General features: G+C 38.6%; 15 protein-coding genes and 2 pseudogenes. 7 read left to right on the top strand and 10 right to left on the bottom strand.

Annotation, left to right across the window (positions count from 1 at the left end; genetic code table 11):
- Nucleotides 1-858 precede the first annotated feature (858 nt).
- Together MSBRW_RS09830 and tnpB are read right to left on the bottom strand one after the other, a co-directional pair.
- The gene (locus tag MSBRW_RS09830; RefSeq protein ID WP_048103410.1) at nt 859-1,050 is read right to left on the bottom strand and encodes a DUF2795 domain-containing protein; all 192 of its coding nucleotides are present in this window, start codon (nt 1,048-1,050) and stop codon (nt 859-861) included.
- 811 nt (nt 1,051-1,861) lie between these two features.
- Nucleotides 1,862-2,974 carry an IS200/IS605 family element RNA-guided endonuclease TnpB gene (tnpB, locus tag MSBRW_RS09825; RefSeq protein ID WP_048103411.1) on the bottom strand — a complete coding sequence of 371 codons (1,113 nt, stop codon included), beginning with the start codon at nt 2,972-2,974 and terminating at the stop codon, nt 1,862-1,864.
- Between the two features lie 93 nt (nt 2,975-3,067).
- On the opposite strand from tnpB, the gene tnpA reads away from it, so the two are divergent.
- Nucleotides 3,068-3,451, top strand: coding sequence for an IS200/IS605 family transposase (tnpA, locus tag MSBRW_RS09820; RefSeq protein WP_230670109.1), 384 nt, complete (start codon nt 3,068-3,070; stop codon nt 3,449-3,451).
- 128 nt (nt 3,452-3,579) lie between these two features.
- Here the strand turns inward: tnpA and MSBRW_RS09815 are convergent, their stop codons facing one another.
- The 5 genes and pseudogenes from MSBRW_RS09815 to MSBRW_RS23420 form a co-directional block, all read right to left on the bottom strand.
- Entirely contained in the window at nt 3,580-5,874 is a 2,295-nt protein-coding gene (locus tag MSBRW_RS09815; RefSeq protein ID WP_011307825.1) for a CDC48 family AAA ATPase, read from the bottom strand.
- Between the two features lie 931 nt (nt 5,875-6,805).
- Nucleotides 6,806-6,985, bottom strand: a pseudogene (locus MSBRW_RS23435) (manganese efflux pump); the annotation flags it as partial.
- 45 nt (nt 6,986-7,030) lie between these two features.
- Nucleotides 7,031-7,504: an APC family permease gene (locus MSBRW_RS23430; protein WP_052305906.1), complete on the bottom strand. Its 474-nt coding sequence runs from the start codon at nt 7,502-7,504 to the stop codon at nt 7,031-7,033.
- 20 nt (nt 7,505-7,524) lie between these two features.
- Nucleotides 7,525-7,740 carry an amino acid permease gene (locus MSBRW_RS23425; protein WP_052305907.1) on the bottom strand — a complete coding sequence of 72 codons (216 nt, stop codon included), beginning with the start codon at nt 7,738-7,740 and terminating at the stop codon, nt 7,525-7,527.
- 215 nt (nt 7,741-7,955) lie between these two features.
- Complete coding sequence (locus MSBRW_RS23420; protein WP_052305908.1) at nt 7,956-8,264, bottom strand: APC family permease; 309 nt, start codon at nt 8,262-8,264, stop codon at nt 7,956-7,958.
- Between the two features lie 662 nt (nt 8,265-8,926).
- Between MSBRW_RS23420 and MSBRW_RS09800 the strand changes: the two genes are divergently transcribed.
- From MSBRW_RS09800 to MSBRW_RS09785, 6 genes and pseudogenes are all read left to right on the top strand, one after another.
- Nucleotides 8,927-9,895, top strand: coding sequence for a lysylphosphatidylglycerol synthase transmembrane domain-containing protein (locus MSBRW_RS09800; protein ID WP_011307826.1), 969 nt, complete (start codon nt 8,927-8,929; stop codon nt 9,893-9,895).
- A gap of 314 nt (nt 9,896-10,209) precedes the next feature.
- Entirely contained in the window at nt 10,210-10,365 is a 156-nt protein-coding gene (locus MSBRW_RS22135; RefSeq protein ID WP_155398188.1) for a cytochrome c-type biogenesis protein, read from the top strand.
- A 91-nt stretch (nt 10,366-10,456) separates the two neighbouring features.
- Complete coding sequence (locus tag MSBRW_RS09795) at nt 10,457-10,894, top strand: hypothetical protein (RefSeq protein WP_230670073.1); 438 nt, start codon at nt 10,457-10,459, stop codon at nt 10,892-10,894.
- 82 nt (nt 10,895-10,976) lie between these two features.
- A pseudogene (locus MSBRW_RS21130) lies at nt 10,977-11,279 on the top strand (transposase); the annotation flags it as partial.
- 295 nt (nt 11,280-11,574) lie between these two features.
- A complete protein-coding gene (locus MSBRW_RS09790; protein ID WP_011307829.1) occupies nt 11,575-11,907 on the top strand; it encodes a hypothetical protein in 333 nt (110 codons plus the stop codon).
- A gap of 876 nt (nt 11,908-12,783) precedes the next feature.
- Entirely contained in the window at nt 12,784-13,107 is a 324-nt protein-coding gene (locus MSBRW_RS09785) for a hypothetical protein (protein ID WP_011307830.1), read from the top strand.
- Between the two features lie 271 nt (nt 13,108-13,378).
- Here the strand turns inward: MSBRW_RS09785 and MSBRW_RS09780 are convergent, their stop codons facing one another.
- From MSBRW_RS09780 to MSBRW_RS09770, 3 genes are all read right to left on the bottom strand, one after another.
- Nucleotides 13,379-13,651 (bottom strand): M14 family metallopeptidase, encoded by a 273-nt coding sequence (locus MSBRW_RS09780; protein WP_011307831.1) that lies wholly within the window; start codon nt 13,649-13,651, stop codon nt 13,379-13,381.
- A gap of 518 nt (nt 13,652-14,169) precedes the next feature.
- Nucleotides 14,170-14,595, bottom strand: coding sequence for a hypothetical protein (locus MSBRW_RS24455; RefSeq protein WP_463510127.1), 426 nt, complete (start codon nt 14,593-14,595; stop codon nt 14,170-14,172).
- 26 nt (nt 14,596-14,621) lie between these two features.
- Nucleotides 14,622-15,815 carry a tetratricopeptide repeat protein gene (locus MSBRW_RS09770; protein ID WP_011307832.1) on the bottom strand — a complete coding sequence of 398 codons (1,194 nt, stop codon included), beginning with the start codon at nt 15,813-15,815 and terminating at the stop codon, nt 14,622-14,624.
- Between the last annotated feature and the right edge of the window lie 77 nt (nt 15,816-15,892).

Below are 15,892 nucleotides of genomic sequence, written 5' to 3'. Positions count from 1 at the left end.
TAAATTATTTAGGGTTATTAGTTCCTTTAACGGAATTTGGAGAGGTGGCGCGGACATACCCCGCTAACTTGCTTCTGGGTGCGCCAGCGCAACTTTGATTCCATACTTTCATGTTAAACGTACATGAAATTCTTCGAATAACAGGCACAAATAAATGAAAGTACTTTTTATCTTACCTTTTTTGACTATTGATCTAATTCTTCGAATAACAGGCACAAATTAAATGAAAGTACTTTTTGTCTTACCTTTTTTGACTATTGATCATATCATTATCTTGGGCCTGACTTTCCGCAGATGTCTTCAAAAAAATAACATTTTTCTTGCTATCGTTTTTGGAGAATTATTCGAAAATCTGCAGTTGTTACCTCAACCGAAGCTTCAGGATATGGATACTGAAAATTTTCAATGAAGGCAAAAAGTCGAAAACTATGAGATATTTCAAAAACACATGCTTGAACAACCAAGGCAGTTTTCAGAAAATTACGAGAAAAAAGGATGAAGAGAGTACGTGAGGAAGATTTCCTCACATACTTTCATGCTAATAAGTATTGCACAGATGAGGATTGTTTACTAGAGGATCTGTTTCTGAAAAATTCAGGAAACTTATGAGACTTATGAGACTTATGAGACTCCTGAATTTTACGTCAAATAGGAAACTGTGATACTTTCTATAATGTATTCAACCATGCAAAAAACTTTAAAGAAAGCTTATAGATTTTAAATGGTGAAACTTTCTATTTCAAAATACACTATAAAGCTACCCATCTTGAAGGAGAGTACAACCTAAATTTTGACATTCAGCAGAATCTACTTTTAAGATTTGTCCCCCATTTGACGATTATTTGATTTAAGATAAATTTAAATTCTTTCAAGTTCCTTGACGACTTCATTAGCGTTGGCGTATTCCTTATCTGGAAGCATGCCCAGGTTCTCCAGTAGCGGATCCGCTATTGAACCACTACTTCTTGCTTGTTGAATTATGTCATTCTTATTTGCAGGAAATTTTACATTTTGTAATACATGCTGAATATCCATAGGAACGATTTCCATAACTTTTCCCCCTTTACTCCAAGTCTGGTTTCCTTTATAATTGAGCCTATCCAATAACTCAAAACTGCTTCTCCGAATCTTGAATTCAGAATAATCAATGAGTTTTTGATCACGGTTTGATCAAAGGGAATTGTTCTGAAACTTCTATCAATTTTGAGTATAAAGCTGGTTTTGGGATAAGCTCTTTCTTAAAGTTATTTTTTGATCAAGCTTTTTTCTAAAAAACTATTCAGTTAGTAGACTTCCTTGAGAAAGTGTTTCACGAATACTTTTCTTACTAAACTTATAGCAATACTTCCATGTGTTCAACCATATAGACCTTCATTTCTATTTCAGGTATGCACCTTGAAGCTTAGAATATCACTCTCTGTCTGTTTATCAGCAAACCTAAGAAGATCTTCCTTGCTGAATCTCTTAATAGGTTAACCTTCAACAGATTCAAGTAGCTATTATTTTCCCCTAGGTAGCTATCATTTTCCCCTGGTTGCCCACCTCCATTAAGCAGTATATCAATAATTATATAAAAATAATTCAACCAAAATATTTACTGAAGGATGCTTATCATTTTTGGAACTCAGTATCTTTGTTTGTGCTGAAAATTTGGGTAAAATATAAAGATCACCTATTAAGCAAATTAGCATTACATAAAAAAACAAGAGTTAAATGATGCTTAGATCCTGAGAGTAAAAACCTGTAGGTATAATATTTCGTAATGTGAACTACCACTCATCTAAAGACTGAGTGTCTTCTTGGTTCATTCCTCCCTCTATTGAGGGCAAGTCCCCAAGCTCTTCCCCGCGTTCCGCAGGTGTTATAATCCAATTAGATTTTGATCTATGAGAGCAAATTTCTTGATATTGATAGCGGCATTTATATCTCTATCATGTTTTGTTTTACAGTCTGGGCAAGTCCATTCTCTATCTTTTAATGTCAAATCTGAATTATGATATCCACAAACATGACATACTTTAGAAGATGGTTCAAATTGCCCAATTCTCAGGATGGTTTTTCCGTACCATTCAGCTTTATACTCTAGTTTTGTTACAAACCTGCTCCATGCGGAATCACTTATAGCCTGTGCCAAATGATGATTCTTAACCATTCCTTTAACATTCAGAGTTTCCAGAGCTATTGCTTGGTTTTCGCTTATGAGTTTAAAAGAGAGTTTGTTCTGGAAGTCGTTCCTCTGATTAGTTATTTTGTCATGGAGTACAGCAACCCTATGTTTGGCTTTTACCCTGTTCTTAGAACCTTTCTGTTTCCTTGATACTCTTTTTTGAAGAACCTTTAACCTGTTCAAAGAGTTTTTCAGGTAGTTAGGGTTCTCAATCTTTTCTCTTGTGGAAAGTATAGCAAAATCCTTAATCCCAACATCTAGACCCACTGTAGTAGATTCTGAATACTTCTGTTTTGTAGGAAGTTCGTTCCCATCTTCAACAAGGATACTAATGTAGTAATGTCCTTTACATGTCCTTGAAACAGTAGCTGTTTTAAGCTCGCCCTCAAACTTCCTGTGAAAAACTGCTTTAATTGGTTCTATTTTAGGGAGCTTGATAGTGTTTTTTTCAAAGTCTACGGAGTAGTGTTGAGGTACAGGAAAAGATTGAATTGGGTTTTTCTTAGATTTAAACTTAGGAAAGCCGTTCTTCTCTCGGAAAAATCGAGTGAAGGCAGACTCAACCTGCTTAGTCATTCCCTGCAATGATTGAGAATTGACTTCTCCTAACCATTCATTAGAAGCTTTCAAGACAGGAAGCTTTTTGTTTAAGTCAAATCTGGAAATTGATTTTCCTGTCTGTTCATAAGTTTTAATTTTCTGATCAAGTGCCCAATTGTAGACAAACCTACAGCTACCTATATGCTGATTTAACTGAACAGCTTGTGTAGCTGTAGGATAGAGTCTAAATTTGAACGCTTTCATCATACAAGGTATTAAATGGTTTAACAATATATGTACTTTTTGGTAAATATAAAGAATGAAACACGGAATCATAGCAAATTTTTGTTAATGTAACACATTATTTTCGTTTGCAAATACCGAAAAGTCATACTTGAACCAATTAGCGAAGAACTCAAACAGATTATGATTGACATTTCAAAAGAGTCTAACTTTGAAATCCTTGAAATGGAAACTGACAAAGACCATATTCATTTATTGATTAAGAGTGAACCAAAAGTTAGTGTTTTATCTATTGTCAGAAAATTGAAACAAGAATCTACGAACGGGTTATGGAAAACACAAAAAGAATATCTGGAAAAGTATTATTGGGGTGAAAATATGTTATGGAGTGATGGATATTTTGCGTCTACAATCGGAAATGTTAGTAAAGAGACGGTAGAATATTATATACGAAATCAGGGGGTGAAGTTGACGCTTATATCCCCTAAGCTAAAGACTTAGGGGTTTTACGCTTCTTCATATAAATCACAACGGCTGCATATGGAAAATAAGAATACCAATAAAAGAGTAGAGAAAATAAAGGAAAACAGGAAAAAGTAAAAAAGAAGATCAAACTTCCTGTCTCTCACTCAGGTATAAAATGGAGTCTCTATTTCTTTTGACTGTCTTTTTCTCAGGCCACTCTGTACAGCCTGGTAATATTTCATGGTATCAGGAGTAACCGAAGGCCCGGTTTCAGCAATCGCTTGAAGGAAATGTTTCTGCTTTACCTCTTTAGCATGAAGGTCTTCGCGAAGTGCGTCTCTTCCTGCCTTTTTGCACACAGCCGCAATGTCAGCACCCGTATACTGATCAGTCATGGAAACGAGTTTGTCAATATCAACATCCTCTGCAAGCGACATTTTTGCGGTATGGACCCTAAAAATTTCCTTGCGAGCTCCCGCATCCGGAACAGGAACGAGAATTAACTCGTCAAAACGTCCAGGCCTTAGAAGAGCTGGATCTATAATATCAGGACGGTTGGTTGCGCCTATTACCACTACAGCTCTAAGTTCCTCAAGTCCATCCATCTCGGAAAGAAGCTGATTCAGGATCCTGGCAGTAACCTGTGGCTCACCTATGGCAGCCCCGCGAATAGGCGCAAGAGAGTCGAGTTCATCCAGGAAAATAATAGATGGAGCAACCTGCCTTGCCCGTGAAAAAACCTCGGCAATCCTTTTTTCGGACTCTCCGTACCACTTGGAAAGCAGATCACTTCCTTTTGCTGTGATGAAGTTAGCTTCGGACTCATGGGCGATGGCTTTTGCAAGGAGAGTCTTTCCAGTTCCCGGTGGACCATATAGAAGCACTCCTTTGGGAGCCTCAACTCCTATATCCCTGTACGATTCCGGACTTTTAAGGGGCCATTCCACAGCTTCCTTCAAAAGTTGTTTTACTCCCTCCAGGCCGCCTACATCTTCCCAGCTCACATTCGGAATCTCGATAAGGATTTCTCTTATAGCAGACGGCTGGACGTCTTTAAGGGCATTTTCAAAATCTTCCCTTGTGACCCGAAGTGTGTCAAGGATCTCACTTGGAATTTCAGGTTCATTGAGGTTAATCTTCGGGAGAATCCGCCTCAAAGAACTCATTGCAGCTTCCCGGCAAAGCGCAGCAATGTCAGCTCCCACAAACCCATAAGTTATCTGAGCGAAGTCCATGAGATTTACGTTTTCGGCAAGTGGCATACCTCTTGTGTGAATCTGGAAAATCTCAAGCCTTCCTTCAGTGTCCGGAACCCTTAACTCAATTTCTCTGTCAAATCGACCAGGGCGACGAAGTGCCATATCAATTGCTTCAGGACGGTTGGTTGACCCTATCACAATCACATTCTTGCGAGCCTTAAGCCCGTCCATCAGGGAAAGGAGTTGAGCTACAACTCTCCTTTCGACTTCTCCAGTCACTTCAGCTCTCTTAGGTGCAATGGAATCGATTTCATCAAGGAAAATGATTGCAGGAGCGTTTTTCTCTGCGTCTTCGAAGACGTCTCTGATCCCTTTTTCTGACTCTCCATAATACTTGGACATAATTTCCGGACCATTGACTGAGATAAAGTAAGCATCGGTCTCGTTTGCAACTGCTTTTGCAAGCATTGTCTTGCCTGTTCCAGGCGGTCCATAAAGCAGTACTCCTTTTGGAGCGTCGATTCCCAGCCTGTCAAAAAGTTCAGGATGCTTCAAAGGTAGCTCTATCATTTCTCTTATTTTGGTGATAGCCTCTTTAACCCCACCCAGATCCTCATACATGACAGTGGGAACATTCTGTTCAGGAGTTATTTCTGCAGCTTCAGGTAAGAGCTCAACCTCTGTCATGTCTGTAATCTTTACTATCCCGGAAGGGGAAGTAGATACCACCTGTAACTTTATTTCTCCCAACCCAAATGACTGCCCCATACCTGGACCAAAAAAATCCTGAAAGAAATCTTCGAACATAATTCCTTTCCCTAAAGTCTCTCTTTCCCGTGACCGCCTCAAACTTGTGGTGGAAATAAAATCTCCCTTAGAAACCGTACGGTTCATGAATATGGCTTTAAGAGTTTCACTTGGAGCATAGATCTGCATGCCTTTAGCTACAGGCGCGAGAGTTACACTCCTTGCCTCTTTCCAGTCGGCTTTGCGAATATCCACGTATTCCCCTATGCTGGTTTTTGCATTGGTACGGATAAGCCCGTCCATACGGATAATATCCAGACCCGAATCGCTGGGATATGGGCGTCCTAACAGCGCTGAAGTCGATTTTCCCCCTCTTATTTCCACAACGTCAAATGGCTTGAGGCCCAGCTTTTCCCTGAAACTATCGTCGACCCGGACGATTCCTTTTCCTACATCTCTTTGATCAGCTTCTGCAACTTTTAGTTTTGCAGTTATCTTTTCCCTGTCAGCCAAATAATACCCCCATCTCCACGTTAGAACTTAATACTCATTTAAAAAAATCATGTAGTAATTTTTAAGACAGCATAGAACTCTTAACTCCTTATCTAACAAAAACTCATCTGAGCAGCCACAGCTTTATCATTGAAGGAACCAGTTTATATTGCCTAAGTTTCATAATGCCGTCTGTTCCATTGTAGTCTGTTTCATAATGTGGTCTTTACGAAAATTCTCTTCAAGCGGACCCACCGTGATTCGAAGAAGATCGAGAAAATAACCTTCTGCCTGTTTTCCTTCAGTATCCCTGACAAAGTTTTTTTATTTGCAAGATAACCGACACCCTGTTGGTTATATACTCTTTAGTCTCGTATGAACCTCTTTTGGTAGGCTCACCTCCCTAAAATCAGGTAGTTGCTACCTTCTAGCCTGGTTTTCCACTCTCTATTTTTACTATATTAATAGTTATATAAAAAAGAATTCAATTAAAATGTTTGCCAGCAGATGATTTTTTTCGCTATAGTAGACTTTCGTTTTTTGTTAGTGAACTTATCACAACAAAAAAACCACTTATGTTTCTTATCATCCTTTCATTATAGAGCATTACCCTGCACCGCAATTTTTGTACTTTTCGGACAAAACTAAATGCATTTATGTAAACTGTTCTAGAGCAATAAGCTGATTCCAAACCCGATAAGTATCACACCACCAATAAGTTTTGCTTCATGCTCGAAAAAGTGATCCATTTTTCATCCAGGATATGCTCCGTATAAAGACATAAAAAAAGTTACAGAACCTATAATGATTGCAGGCTCAAGAATGGAATGATTTTAGAAACGCAAAACTTATTCTTACAACAAGGGCATCTATACTTGTTGCAACTACAAGCACAAAAAGCACAGAGTACCTCAATGAGTACATTTATCTCTGTTTGCTTCCATGAAGAGTCCTATAAATCGTCTTTTCCTAATAAATTGTCCTTTCCTATAAATTGTCCTTTCCTATAAATTGTCCTGGCTCTGATAAAAACCAGTAGTCCAGAGGCAAACCATGAAGCATATTCGGAAACGAAGGCACTCATCTCACTTCCTTCAAACCAGCTCAATATTACCATTAAAGCTTGAAAGCCCCCGAAAAAAAATAGAAAATTTTAGAGCATCGTTGATCCGGAAATTTACTCTGCCCTTTCTGTTATTGACCGACCTGAGAATTTTCTGTAGATCCATTCAACAGAGAAGCAGAAGATAAGTGTGATTAAAAGCAGTTCCAGAGTTAGTTTCGAACTCACAAATTCGTAATAAACCAACACTTCAAAGAAAATTAAGCTGCTTAAAAGTGAAGCCCGAATTATCCAGCGTTTCGCTCCAGTTTCTTTTAAGAGGCGCAGATGAGAGGTATTTACAGTTATATAAATTATAAGCAGAGAGGCACTTGCAAGCATACCTATTCCGTCCAGAGAAAGGAAGTTAGCCAGGAGTATCACAAGACCGGATGTAATAAAAAGTCCTTCAGTTCCTCTTTTCCAGATTTTTCTCTCAAAAAATAAGGGTAAACGTCCTTCTTTTGCAAGCAGATAACTTATGTTTGCTCCCCTGTAAAGAGAAGCATTTATCGCAGAAGAAGTTGAAATTAGAGCAGCGAGAGCCATAACCTTGAAACCTATAGCTCCTAGAAAAGGCTGTGCTGCAGCTGCAAGAGCATAGTCTTTTGACTTTTCATCTCAAAGGTTGAGAGGTTTCCGATTACTGCAAGGCTAACTGATACATAGATAATAACGACAAGTATAATACTCAGATAAATTGCTCTTGGAAGATTGGTTTCTGGATTTTTGATGTCTTCCACAGTATTGGTTATCAGTCCAAACTCCTGGTATGCAAGAAACACAACTCCCGCCCAAAGAGAATACTTCTAGAGTCTGGCCATGTAGAAGCCGAGAGATTTCCAGTATTCATGTAAGCAATACCTGCAGTCGCAAAAACTAGTAATATACAAAAAACTTTATCGAAAATATAAATAGTTCAGATTTTCCTACGGGCTTTAGCTCCTATAAAATTAACTGCTGTAAAAATCAGGATAATTGTATTTGCAAAGATCTTTTCTCATACCTGCGCTGAACCTGGAGGCAGGAAGGTTACTGCATAAAAAGAGAAACCTTTTGAATAAAGGGCAAGTGCGAAGACGTAGCTTACCCAGAGTAAAAGGTTAAGCCCTCCACTTAAAACTCCGTCTCCGAACCCCTTTAGAATAAATTCTACAGGACCTCCAGCAGATTGATACCTTACCCCAAGTTTTGCGTAGGAATAAGCATTTAAAAGTGCTACCACCTCTGCAATAATGAAAGAGATATATACTGCATTTCCTGTAAATCTTAACAGCTGTCCCGAAAATAGAAAATATCCCGGCTCCAATCATGCCCCCGACACCTATTGAAGTTACAGCGTAGAGCCCCATTGATCTGGTTTCAGTCATGTTTTATCCCAAAATTATTTCGCTTTTTTAATTTCCTTGCTTGCAGTTATATATCATATGCAGATAACCCGCTGTTTTATTTCAACTTCGAATTTGTTTCATCTTATAGACTATTCTACATTACAAAAATGGAGCTTAAATATACTCAGCATTTAATTTTTTGCGCAACTTGCTACTGTATCGCATATTGAACTTTCAAATGATTCTGAATCTATGAAATCATTTCAGCTATGAAATCATTTCAGGATACAACAGCTGGTAGGGAGCGCTTTCAGGTTTACTTCTGGTTCTGCATGTCCCGGCTTTAAGAAGTATGTTCCGGTTCTCACTGCTGCAGGGTGATGACTTGCTAATTGTATTCTTTATGGGGACTCTAAGTATTTTGTGGCTCAGATTACTCAAAAGCCAAATAGAAGATAATATCTGACAAGCCAAATAAAAGATAATATCTGACAAGCTAAATAAAAGATAATATCTGACAAACCAAATAAAAGATAATATCTGACAGACTCCCAAAAGTAAATTTAGAGTTTGGAGAGCTAAATTGAAAAACTGTTTCTAGAAAAATAGTTCTGAACCCTTGTGAGGTATGTCTTTGAAGATGGGAACTTTGATAAAAATCATTGTGGCCCTTTTACTGCTCGCAGCAGGTGTATATCTTGTCCGCAGTTACTGGATAGAGATCATACCTGTTCTGGAAGAAATATGGGGGACACTCAGAGAAACAAAGCTGCGTTATGTTTTTCTAGCGATCTCAGTATACTTACTGAGTGTATACTTATTTTCAGTCCGCTGGCAGCAGGTTCTCTACTGTGTTGGTTACGATCTAAAAGCCACAAGTCTTGTTCCTATTTATTTCGGAGCAGTATTTGTAAACAACATTACTCCTGGAGGGAACATGGCAACAGGAGAATCCTTCAGAATACTTTGGGCCAACAAACTTTTTGGGATAAGCTATATCAATGTTTTTAAAACAGTTTTCTTTGAAAGATTGGTTGAAGGAATTCCTGTTTTTCTCTTATCAATTTATATTCTATATGCATTCCCCTCTTTAGAGATCAGACTCCTGCCCGCAATGGACAGTTTAACGTTAGAATCATTCCATCTGTTTTTCCTGGTATTCCTGGCAGCAGGAATAGCAATTTGGTTATTTCGAGCAAAATTAGCTACTCTCTTTCGAAATATATTGAAAAACTGGGAACAGTTTAAGCGCGCTTTTGCTCCTGTGTTCCTTTTATCCTGTGGGGTCTGGATCCTTGATGTAATACGCCTCAAACTGGTTGCTTTAGCCCTGAATATTGACCTCTCTTTAAACCTGATTGTAACAATTTCAGTCTTGACTTTCATTCTAGGAGCCCTACCATTAACTCCAGGAGGCCTCGGAATAATTGAAGGAGGCCTGATCTCTTTACTTCTATACTTTGGCTTGTCCCTCGCATCTGCAAGCAGTTTCGTGTTCTTAGAGCGTTTTATTTCTTATGGGCTCAGCAGCGTAATTGGATTTATTTACTTATCCTATTATGGAGGATTTAAAATCTGGAAAAAATCAAAAGAAGAAAAATTGCACTGATCAGCAAACGATATTTTCCAGAGGTTGTCAAAGTTAGTGCTTTATGCATGTTTATTTAAATGCATATTTTATTAAATGCATGTTTATTTAAATGCATATTTTTTTAAACACATATTTTTTTAAATACATATTTTTTTGAATGCATGCCTATTTTAAACGCAAATTTGCGGAAACGGTTGCCCTGATGGGCTAGCTGTGGTCATAAATCGCTCCCGGAAATTGGTATGGAAAGCTATTAATTGGAGAAGTATAAGTAGTAATATGTGGGGTAATAGAATTATTACTGAGCCCCTTGATAAAAGCGTGAGGTGACAATGATGTGTAGTGTTGGAGACTCGTTTGATCTGGATATGGAGGGAAATTTGCCGGTTAAAGATTATGTATGTAAAGACTGTGGGAACAGATTCAAAGGCATTGGCAAAAATGTAAAGTGTCCTTCCTGCCAGTCTACAAATGTAGCAGAATCCTGATAATCTGATAATCGAGTAGATTTTTTAAACACTTATTTTTAACATGAAAAAATCGACCTGTTCTAAAGACATTTCACTGAAGGAAAGTGAAATGCTCCTCCTGCGCGGCACGTCAGGAACAGTGGCTATTGTGAAAGCAGGTCCGAGTGGACAATTTTTTCTGGAAACTGAGAACGAAGAGATTGTACTTGGACTGGAACCCCATGACCTGATTGTTGCTTCTGCGCTGTCTGTGGATGAGAAAACTGAAAAAGGGCTTAAGTGCGTTCTTTTTATGATCCGAGAAATCGGGTCACCTTTAATCGTTCTTCCAAAGAACCACCCTGCATCTCCAAGGCTTCCAATTGTGGTGTCGGCCGGACAAAAAACTGTTCTAAGCTGCAATATCACCCCTGGCACGCACCCGAATCAGGACGTACTTTGCGGTTCAAATGAATTTAATGGTCTTGAGGTAACGGGAACACTGGATGGCGTACATATTGAAAATCTGCCAGAGTGTGAGGTAGTAAAGGTTAACTTTGATATCTGACCGCACATTTTTCTGATCCATATATTTTTGATGGTCAATTTGTATTTGATTGGTATATATTTTAACATCATATTTTTATATTATGGGAAAACGAGGTTCAAAACCATAATTTTTTGATGTTGCTTGTCCTAACAAAAACTGCAAGCTCTATAGTCTTATTAACCAAGACAATATTACTGGAAATGGAACTTACATAAGTCGTGGAAAGAAAACAAGAAGATATGTTTGCCACCATTGCGGCAAAGTATTCAATGACCATACAGATACCTTTTATCACGATCTTCGTAAGGATGAGAAAACTGATTTAGCTCTTAAAATGTCTATGAAAGGAATGAGCATTGAAGCCATTGCCGGTGTTTTAGAGGTACAATCTGCCAGTGTAAAGTGATGGTTAACTCGTGCAGCTGAACAATGTGATAAAGTAAATGACAATATGAAAATTGTTTTTAATGATTATTTGGGGAAATGAAATTATAGAGCAATTCCAGAGGTAAAAACTTGAAGTTATATTTAAAACGTTCCTTATTAAACCGAAGATCCCCATTTTCAGAGAAATCAATGTACTATGTGGCAGATCATAAGAAGAACTATGTTCAGAATTTAACAGTAATTATTATAATATCTCAATGTCTATTATAAAACACCTAATATAAAATACATTAATTAAGTGGGGGGAAAATATGAAAAAAACACTTATTATATTAATAGTGTTATTCGGTATATTCCTTGCAATCGGATGTACTGGTCAGCAAGCTCCAAATGAAACAGCAACTCCTGCTATGGCAGTAACTCCAACTATGGCAGTAACTTCAGCTACAGAAGCAACTCCAGCCATGGCAGTAACTCCAGCTACAGGAGTAACCAAGACTACTATACAGGGCAATAATACTACTGCAAACAGGACCGTTATATACGGTAACAACACTACTGCATCTAGGACCGCCATAAAAGGCAATAATACTACGGTAACTAGTACCACTATAATCAAAAAGACTCCTAGAAACAATTACTAAGTTGTGTCGGCTTGGTACTGAATTTTTAATGTAGGACTTATGCCGTTGAACTGAGAAATCAATAGCATTAAACCTTCAACTGTATAAAACATTAAAAAAGTCACAACACCAAAAGTGCTTGATTTTGTACTTCAAGTGCGTAAGTCCTATAATGATAAATCGGGATTCTATATTTCTTTCAAAAATTTTATGGTGTAGTTCACCTTTATATGAAAAATTTCAAATGCATAAGGTGGTAATGTAAATTTTATTTGGCAACCAGAATAAGAGATACATCAGCTAACCTTTACCAATAAGTACTTTTACCAATGTTAGATCCATAAGACACAGTAGTAGAGATATAACATTAAAAAAGTAAGGTAGTTACAAAAGCAAATGATATTAAGCTAAAATATTGGAATTACAGTGAATTTCACACGAAAAGGCTTTAAAAACGATTTCGTTTTTTTGATTCCAGTTTCAGCAGATGTACACAAGAATTTCATCAATTACCTCAATATGGTGGTCGATTAAAAATTATTCCATTCTTTGAGTGATGATTTTGGACAATTGGGCAAACGAATTCTACATCTGTGTATATATGTAGAATGTGGGTTGTAAACGGGTTTATATTGATTTTCTGATTTATTAACGATTTTTGATTTGTTTTCTTGCAGTCTTACTTTTAAAGATTCTCTTTCATAATAGCGGAGAAAAGAAATTAGAAAATAAAAAAGTGTATTAAATTACAGAAGATCTCTATTTCAGAGAAACTAGATACTGTGCGGTAAGACCATAAGGAGAATTATGTTCAGAATTTAGCAGTAATTATTATAAAACCTCAATATCAATTATAAAGCATTTATTATAAAACACATGATTTGAGTGGGGGAAAACATGAGAAAAGCGCTTATTATATTGATAGTATTATTCGGTATATTTTTGGCCATAGGATGCGCTGGTCAGCAAGCTCCAAATGAAACGGGAACTCCAGTCCAAGCTGTAACCGAAGTCCAGGCAGTAACCGGAGCTGAAGCTGTAACACCGGTTCAGGAAGGAGTAGCCGTAACTGAAGTTGTAAAAGAAACTCCTGTTACAGAAGTAACTCCAGCTAAAGCAGTTACTGGAGTAGAAAATGTAACCGAACCTACAAACATAACTATAACAAAGAAAAATGAACAGAAGACTCCAATCGAATTGGAAACTCCAACCAAGACATAAACTCCAGCAAAAATATTAAAGGTACTGCCGGGAACGAGGGAGTAATCCACGTAACACCTAGTACGAGCAGATAACAGCTCAGGCCTGAAGACAATTAATAAGAACAAGATGGGCAGAGTATTTGGTAATTCTGAGTATAGGCGGAATTATCGAGTAACAATTAGTATAGCTGGTAAATAATCCAATTCTGCCCATAACACAAAACAGTAAAGCGCCGTAGTACGTATTACAGATTTTCAATATAATAAAGCGGCAGTTGCAGCATTTTTAGCTAGGCGGGATTCAAGAGAACCTTTTTTCCTGTCAGGAAAAGAACGGTTAAGGTCTCGTCTGTCAAGGAAGATAGCGATAAAGCGAGATAAAAACGTACATGTTTACTACAGGCACTTGCAATGAGAGTCCCATAGATATGCCTGATTGCAGACGATTCAAGCAGCTGCCTTATGATCTCAATCCCGTTGATCTCGTCCCCATGGATTGCAGCCGTAACAAAAATGCAGGGTTCAGGAATTGTTCCGCAGATCACATAGACAGGAATATTCATGGGTGTCTGAGTGTAGATGTTTGCGGCAGGTATCTATACATTTTATCCCTCCTATCTCTCCTCACCTGATTCTGATGCCGGCAATCTCAAAAGGTTCATCCATAATTGTTCTTCCTCATAGATACATAGCTATTCCACCTCATAGATTTGCAACTGTTCCTTCTCACAGGCTCGCATACGGAAGGTTTTTATCGGGTCTTCTATGAACTCAATGATACTCCTGCGGTATCTTTTTCTGTAGCCTTCTCAATCGTCTCGAGCCCAGGAGAGGAGTTTGCCTCCATTACCAGGGCCTCCTGCCTGAACGCAGAAAATCCACTCCTGCCACCTTGAGCCCCATAACATGAGCTGCCCTTAACACAATCCTGCGCTCTTCAGGAGTAATCTTCTCAGAGACAGCGGTTCCTCCCCTATGGATATGGACCTAAGATCTCCATCTTTTGCTGTCTTGCAGATTGCTACTACTTGGTTCCAGCAAAGCATCGAATGTCTTCTCCTCCTGATTCTTTTATGTACTACTACACCATTATATTGACATTCAGGCCCAGAAAAGTTTCTATCACGCTTTCAGCCTCCTTTCTGGTTTCAGCAAACACGACTCCTATTCCCTGGGAACCTTCAAGGAGCTTGATCACTAGAGGAGTAACTCCTACTATGTGTATCAGATCTTTTACATCATCGGGCGAGTGTGCAGATCCCACGGCAGGAAGCCCGACTCCCATGCTGGAAAGAAGCAGTAAAGCTCGCAATTTATCCCTCGAACTGGATATTGCCACGAATTTGTTTACGCAAAAGAGCCCCATTAATTCGAACTGCCTTACCACTGCGGCTCCGTAGAATGTAATCGAAGGCCCGATCTTCCCCCTTAGGCCGCCTGATCTAAAAAAATAAAAATATAAGAATCTTGAAAAAAGTAAACTTGGATAATATAGGCTATTGGACAAAAATAGGTTGGTATGTGAAAATTCGATTACTGGGTATCTCCCCCTACTTCGGCATATCTGGGATCAATTTCTACAGCTTTTCTGTATGCTTCTTCTGCTTCTTCTTCCCTTCCGAGGAAACTCAGACAGACAGCTTTCCCGAACCATGAGTCTGCAGCTTCGGGATTAAGCTTGAGTGCCTGCTCGTAAATTTCCAGAGATTCTGCAAAGCGTCTGAGCTGAGCAAGCACGAAACCCAGGCTGGAATAAGCTTCTAAATACTCAGGGTCAAGCTGTGTAGCTTTCCTGTAAGTCTCTGCGGCTTCCTCGAATCTTTGCATTTGGCTGAGGGTAAAACCTTTATTGTACCAGACATCGGCATTTTCGGAGTTGATTTCGATTGCTTTGTCAAAGGCTTTAATTGCCTCGTCATATTTTTCAAGGTTTTCGAGATCTATCCCCATATTGTTCCAGGCATCATCGTTCTCAGGATCCAGCTCCACAGTTTTTTGATATGCTTTTAAGGCCTGCCTGTAACTTCCAAGACTGTCCATGTCCACGCCTTTATAATGCCAGGCTTCGGCAAAGTTGGGATCAAGTTCAATTGCCTTATCGTACGCGATAATTGCTTCGTCATACTTGCCCATTTGACCCAGAGCTATGCCTTTTCCTACCCAGGCTTCTTTATAATCGGAATTTTCCTCAAGGACTTTTTCATAGGCTTCGATAGCTGCCTTATAGTCTCCTGCCTGGCTCAGGTTCAGGGCCTTTCCATACCATGCATTGGGATAGTCCGGTCTGAGCTCAAGGGCTTTTTCATAGGCCTTAACAGCTTCGTCATACTTACCAACCTGGGACAAGGAGAAAGCCATATTATTCCAGATATCTGGGTCCTCAGCATTGATTTTGATAGCTTTTTCATAAAACCCAAGAGCCTCGTCGTATTTTCCAACGGTTTCAAGGGCTTGAGCTTTATTGTTTAATAGGTCTATATTATCTGGATCAATCTCGATTGCTTTATCAAAAGCTTTCATTGCTTCATTAAAGTTGCCACAGCTGAGAAAATCAAGTCCGTATTCATTAAGCTTGGCTGCAACGACTTTATCACTGACTTCTTCTTGCTTACCTGTATCCCCCGAATCGCTTAGAACAAACATTTCTTCGGAAACCGGCTCTTCTTCAGATTTTTCTTCACCGCCTTCTTTTCTGAAGGTTTCATCTTTTGGTTCGTCGGAACTCATATCAAAATTTCCTACTCTGACTTTTATATTAGACCCTGCGGATTCTTAAATGCCCGCCTTCGGTATTTACTTAAATT

It is taken from the genome of Methanosarcina barkeri str. Wiesmoor, assembly GCF_000969985.1.
In the GTDB taxonomy this organism is placed as follows: domain Archaea; phylum Halobacteriota; class Methanosarcinia; order Methanosarcinales; family Methanosarcinaceae; genus Methanosarcina; species Methanosarcina barkeri_B.
The sequence above is the reverse complement of the archived record's forward strand: the minus strand, read 5'-3'. Positions and strand labels throughout refer to the sequence as shown.

What these genes read in the sequence shown, in the direction of transcription:
- MSBRW_RS09830 (WP_048103410.1), bottom strand. Translation starts at nt 1,050, where the DNA reads ATGGAAATCGTTCCTATGGATATTCAGCATGTATTACAAAATGTAAAA.
- tnpB (WP_048103411.1), bottom strand. Translation starts at nt 2,974, where the DNA reads ATGATGAAAGCGTTCAAATTTAGACTCTATCCTACAGCTACACAAGCT.
- MSBRW_RS23430 (WP_052305906.1), bottom strand. Translation starts at nt 7,504, where the DNA reads ATGGCTCTCGCTGCTCTAATTTCAACTTCTTCTGCGATAAATGCTTCT.
- MSBRW_RS09800 (WP_011307826.1), top strand. Translation starts at nt 8,927, where the DNA reads ATGGGAACTTTGATAAAAATCATTGTGGCCCTTTTACTGCTCGCAGCA.
- MSBRW_RS22135 (WP_155398188.1), top strand. Translation starts at nt 10,210, where the DNA reads ATGATGTGTAGTGTTGGAGACTCGTTTGATCTGGATATGGAGGGAAAT.
- MSBRW_RS09795 (WP_230670073.1), top strand. Translation starts at nt 10,457, where the DNA reads ATGCTCCTCCTGCGCGGCACGTCAGGAACAGTGGCTATTGTGAAAGCA.
- MSBRW_RS09790 (WP_011307829.1), top strand. Translation starts at nt 11,575, where the DNA reads ATGAAAAAAACACTTATTATATTAATAGTGTTATTCGGTATATTCCTT.
- MSBRW_RS09785 (WP_011307830.1), top strand. Translation starts at nt 12,784, where the DNA reads ATGAGAAAAGCGCTTATTATATTGATAGTATTATTCGGTATATTTTTG.
- MSBRW_RS09780 (WP_011307831.1), bottom strand. Translation starts at nt 13,651, where the DNA reads ATGAATATTCCTGTCTATGTGATCTGCGGAACAATTCCTGAACCCTGC.
- MSBRW_RS09770 (WP_011307832.1), bottom strand. Translation starts at nt 15,815, where the DNA reads ATGAGTTCCGACGAACCAAAAGATGAAACCTTCAGAAAAGAAGGCGGT.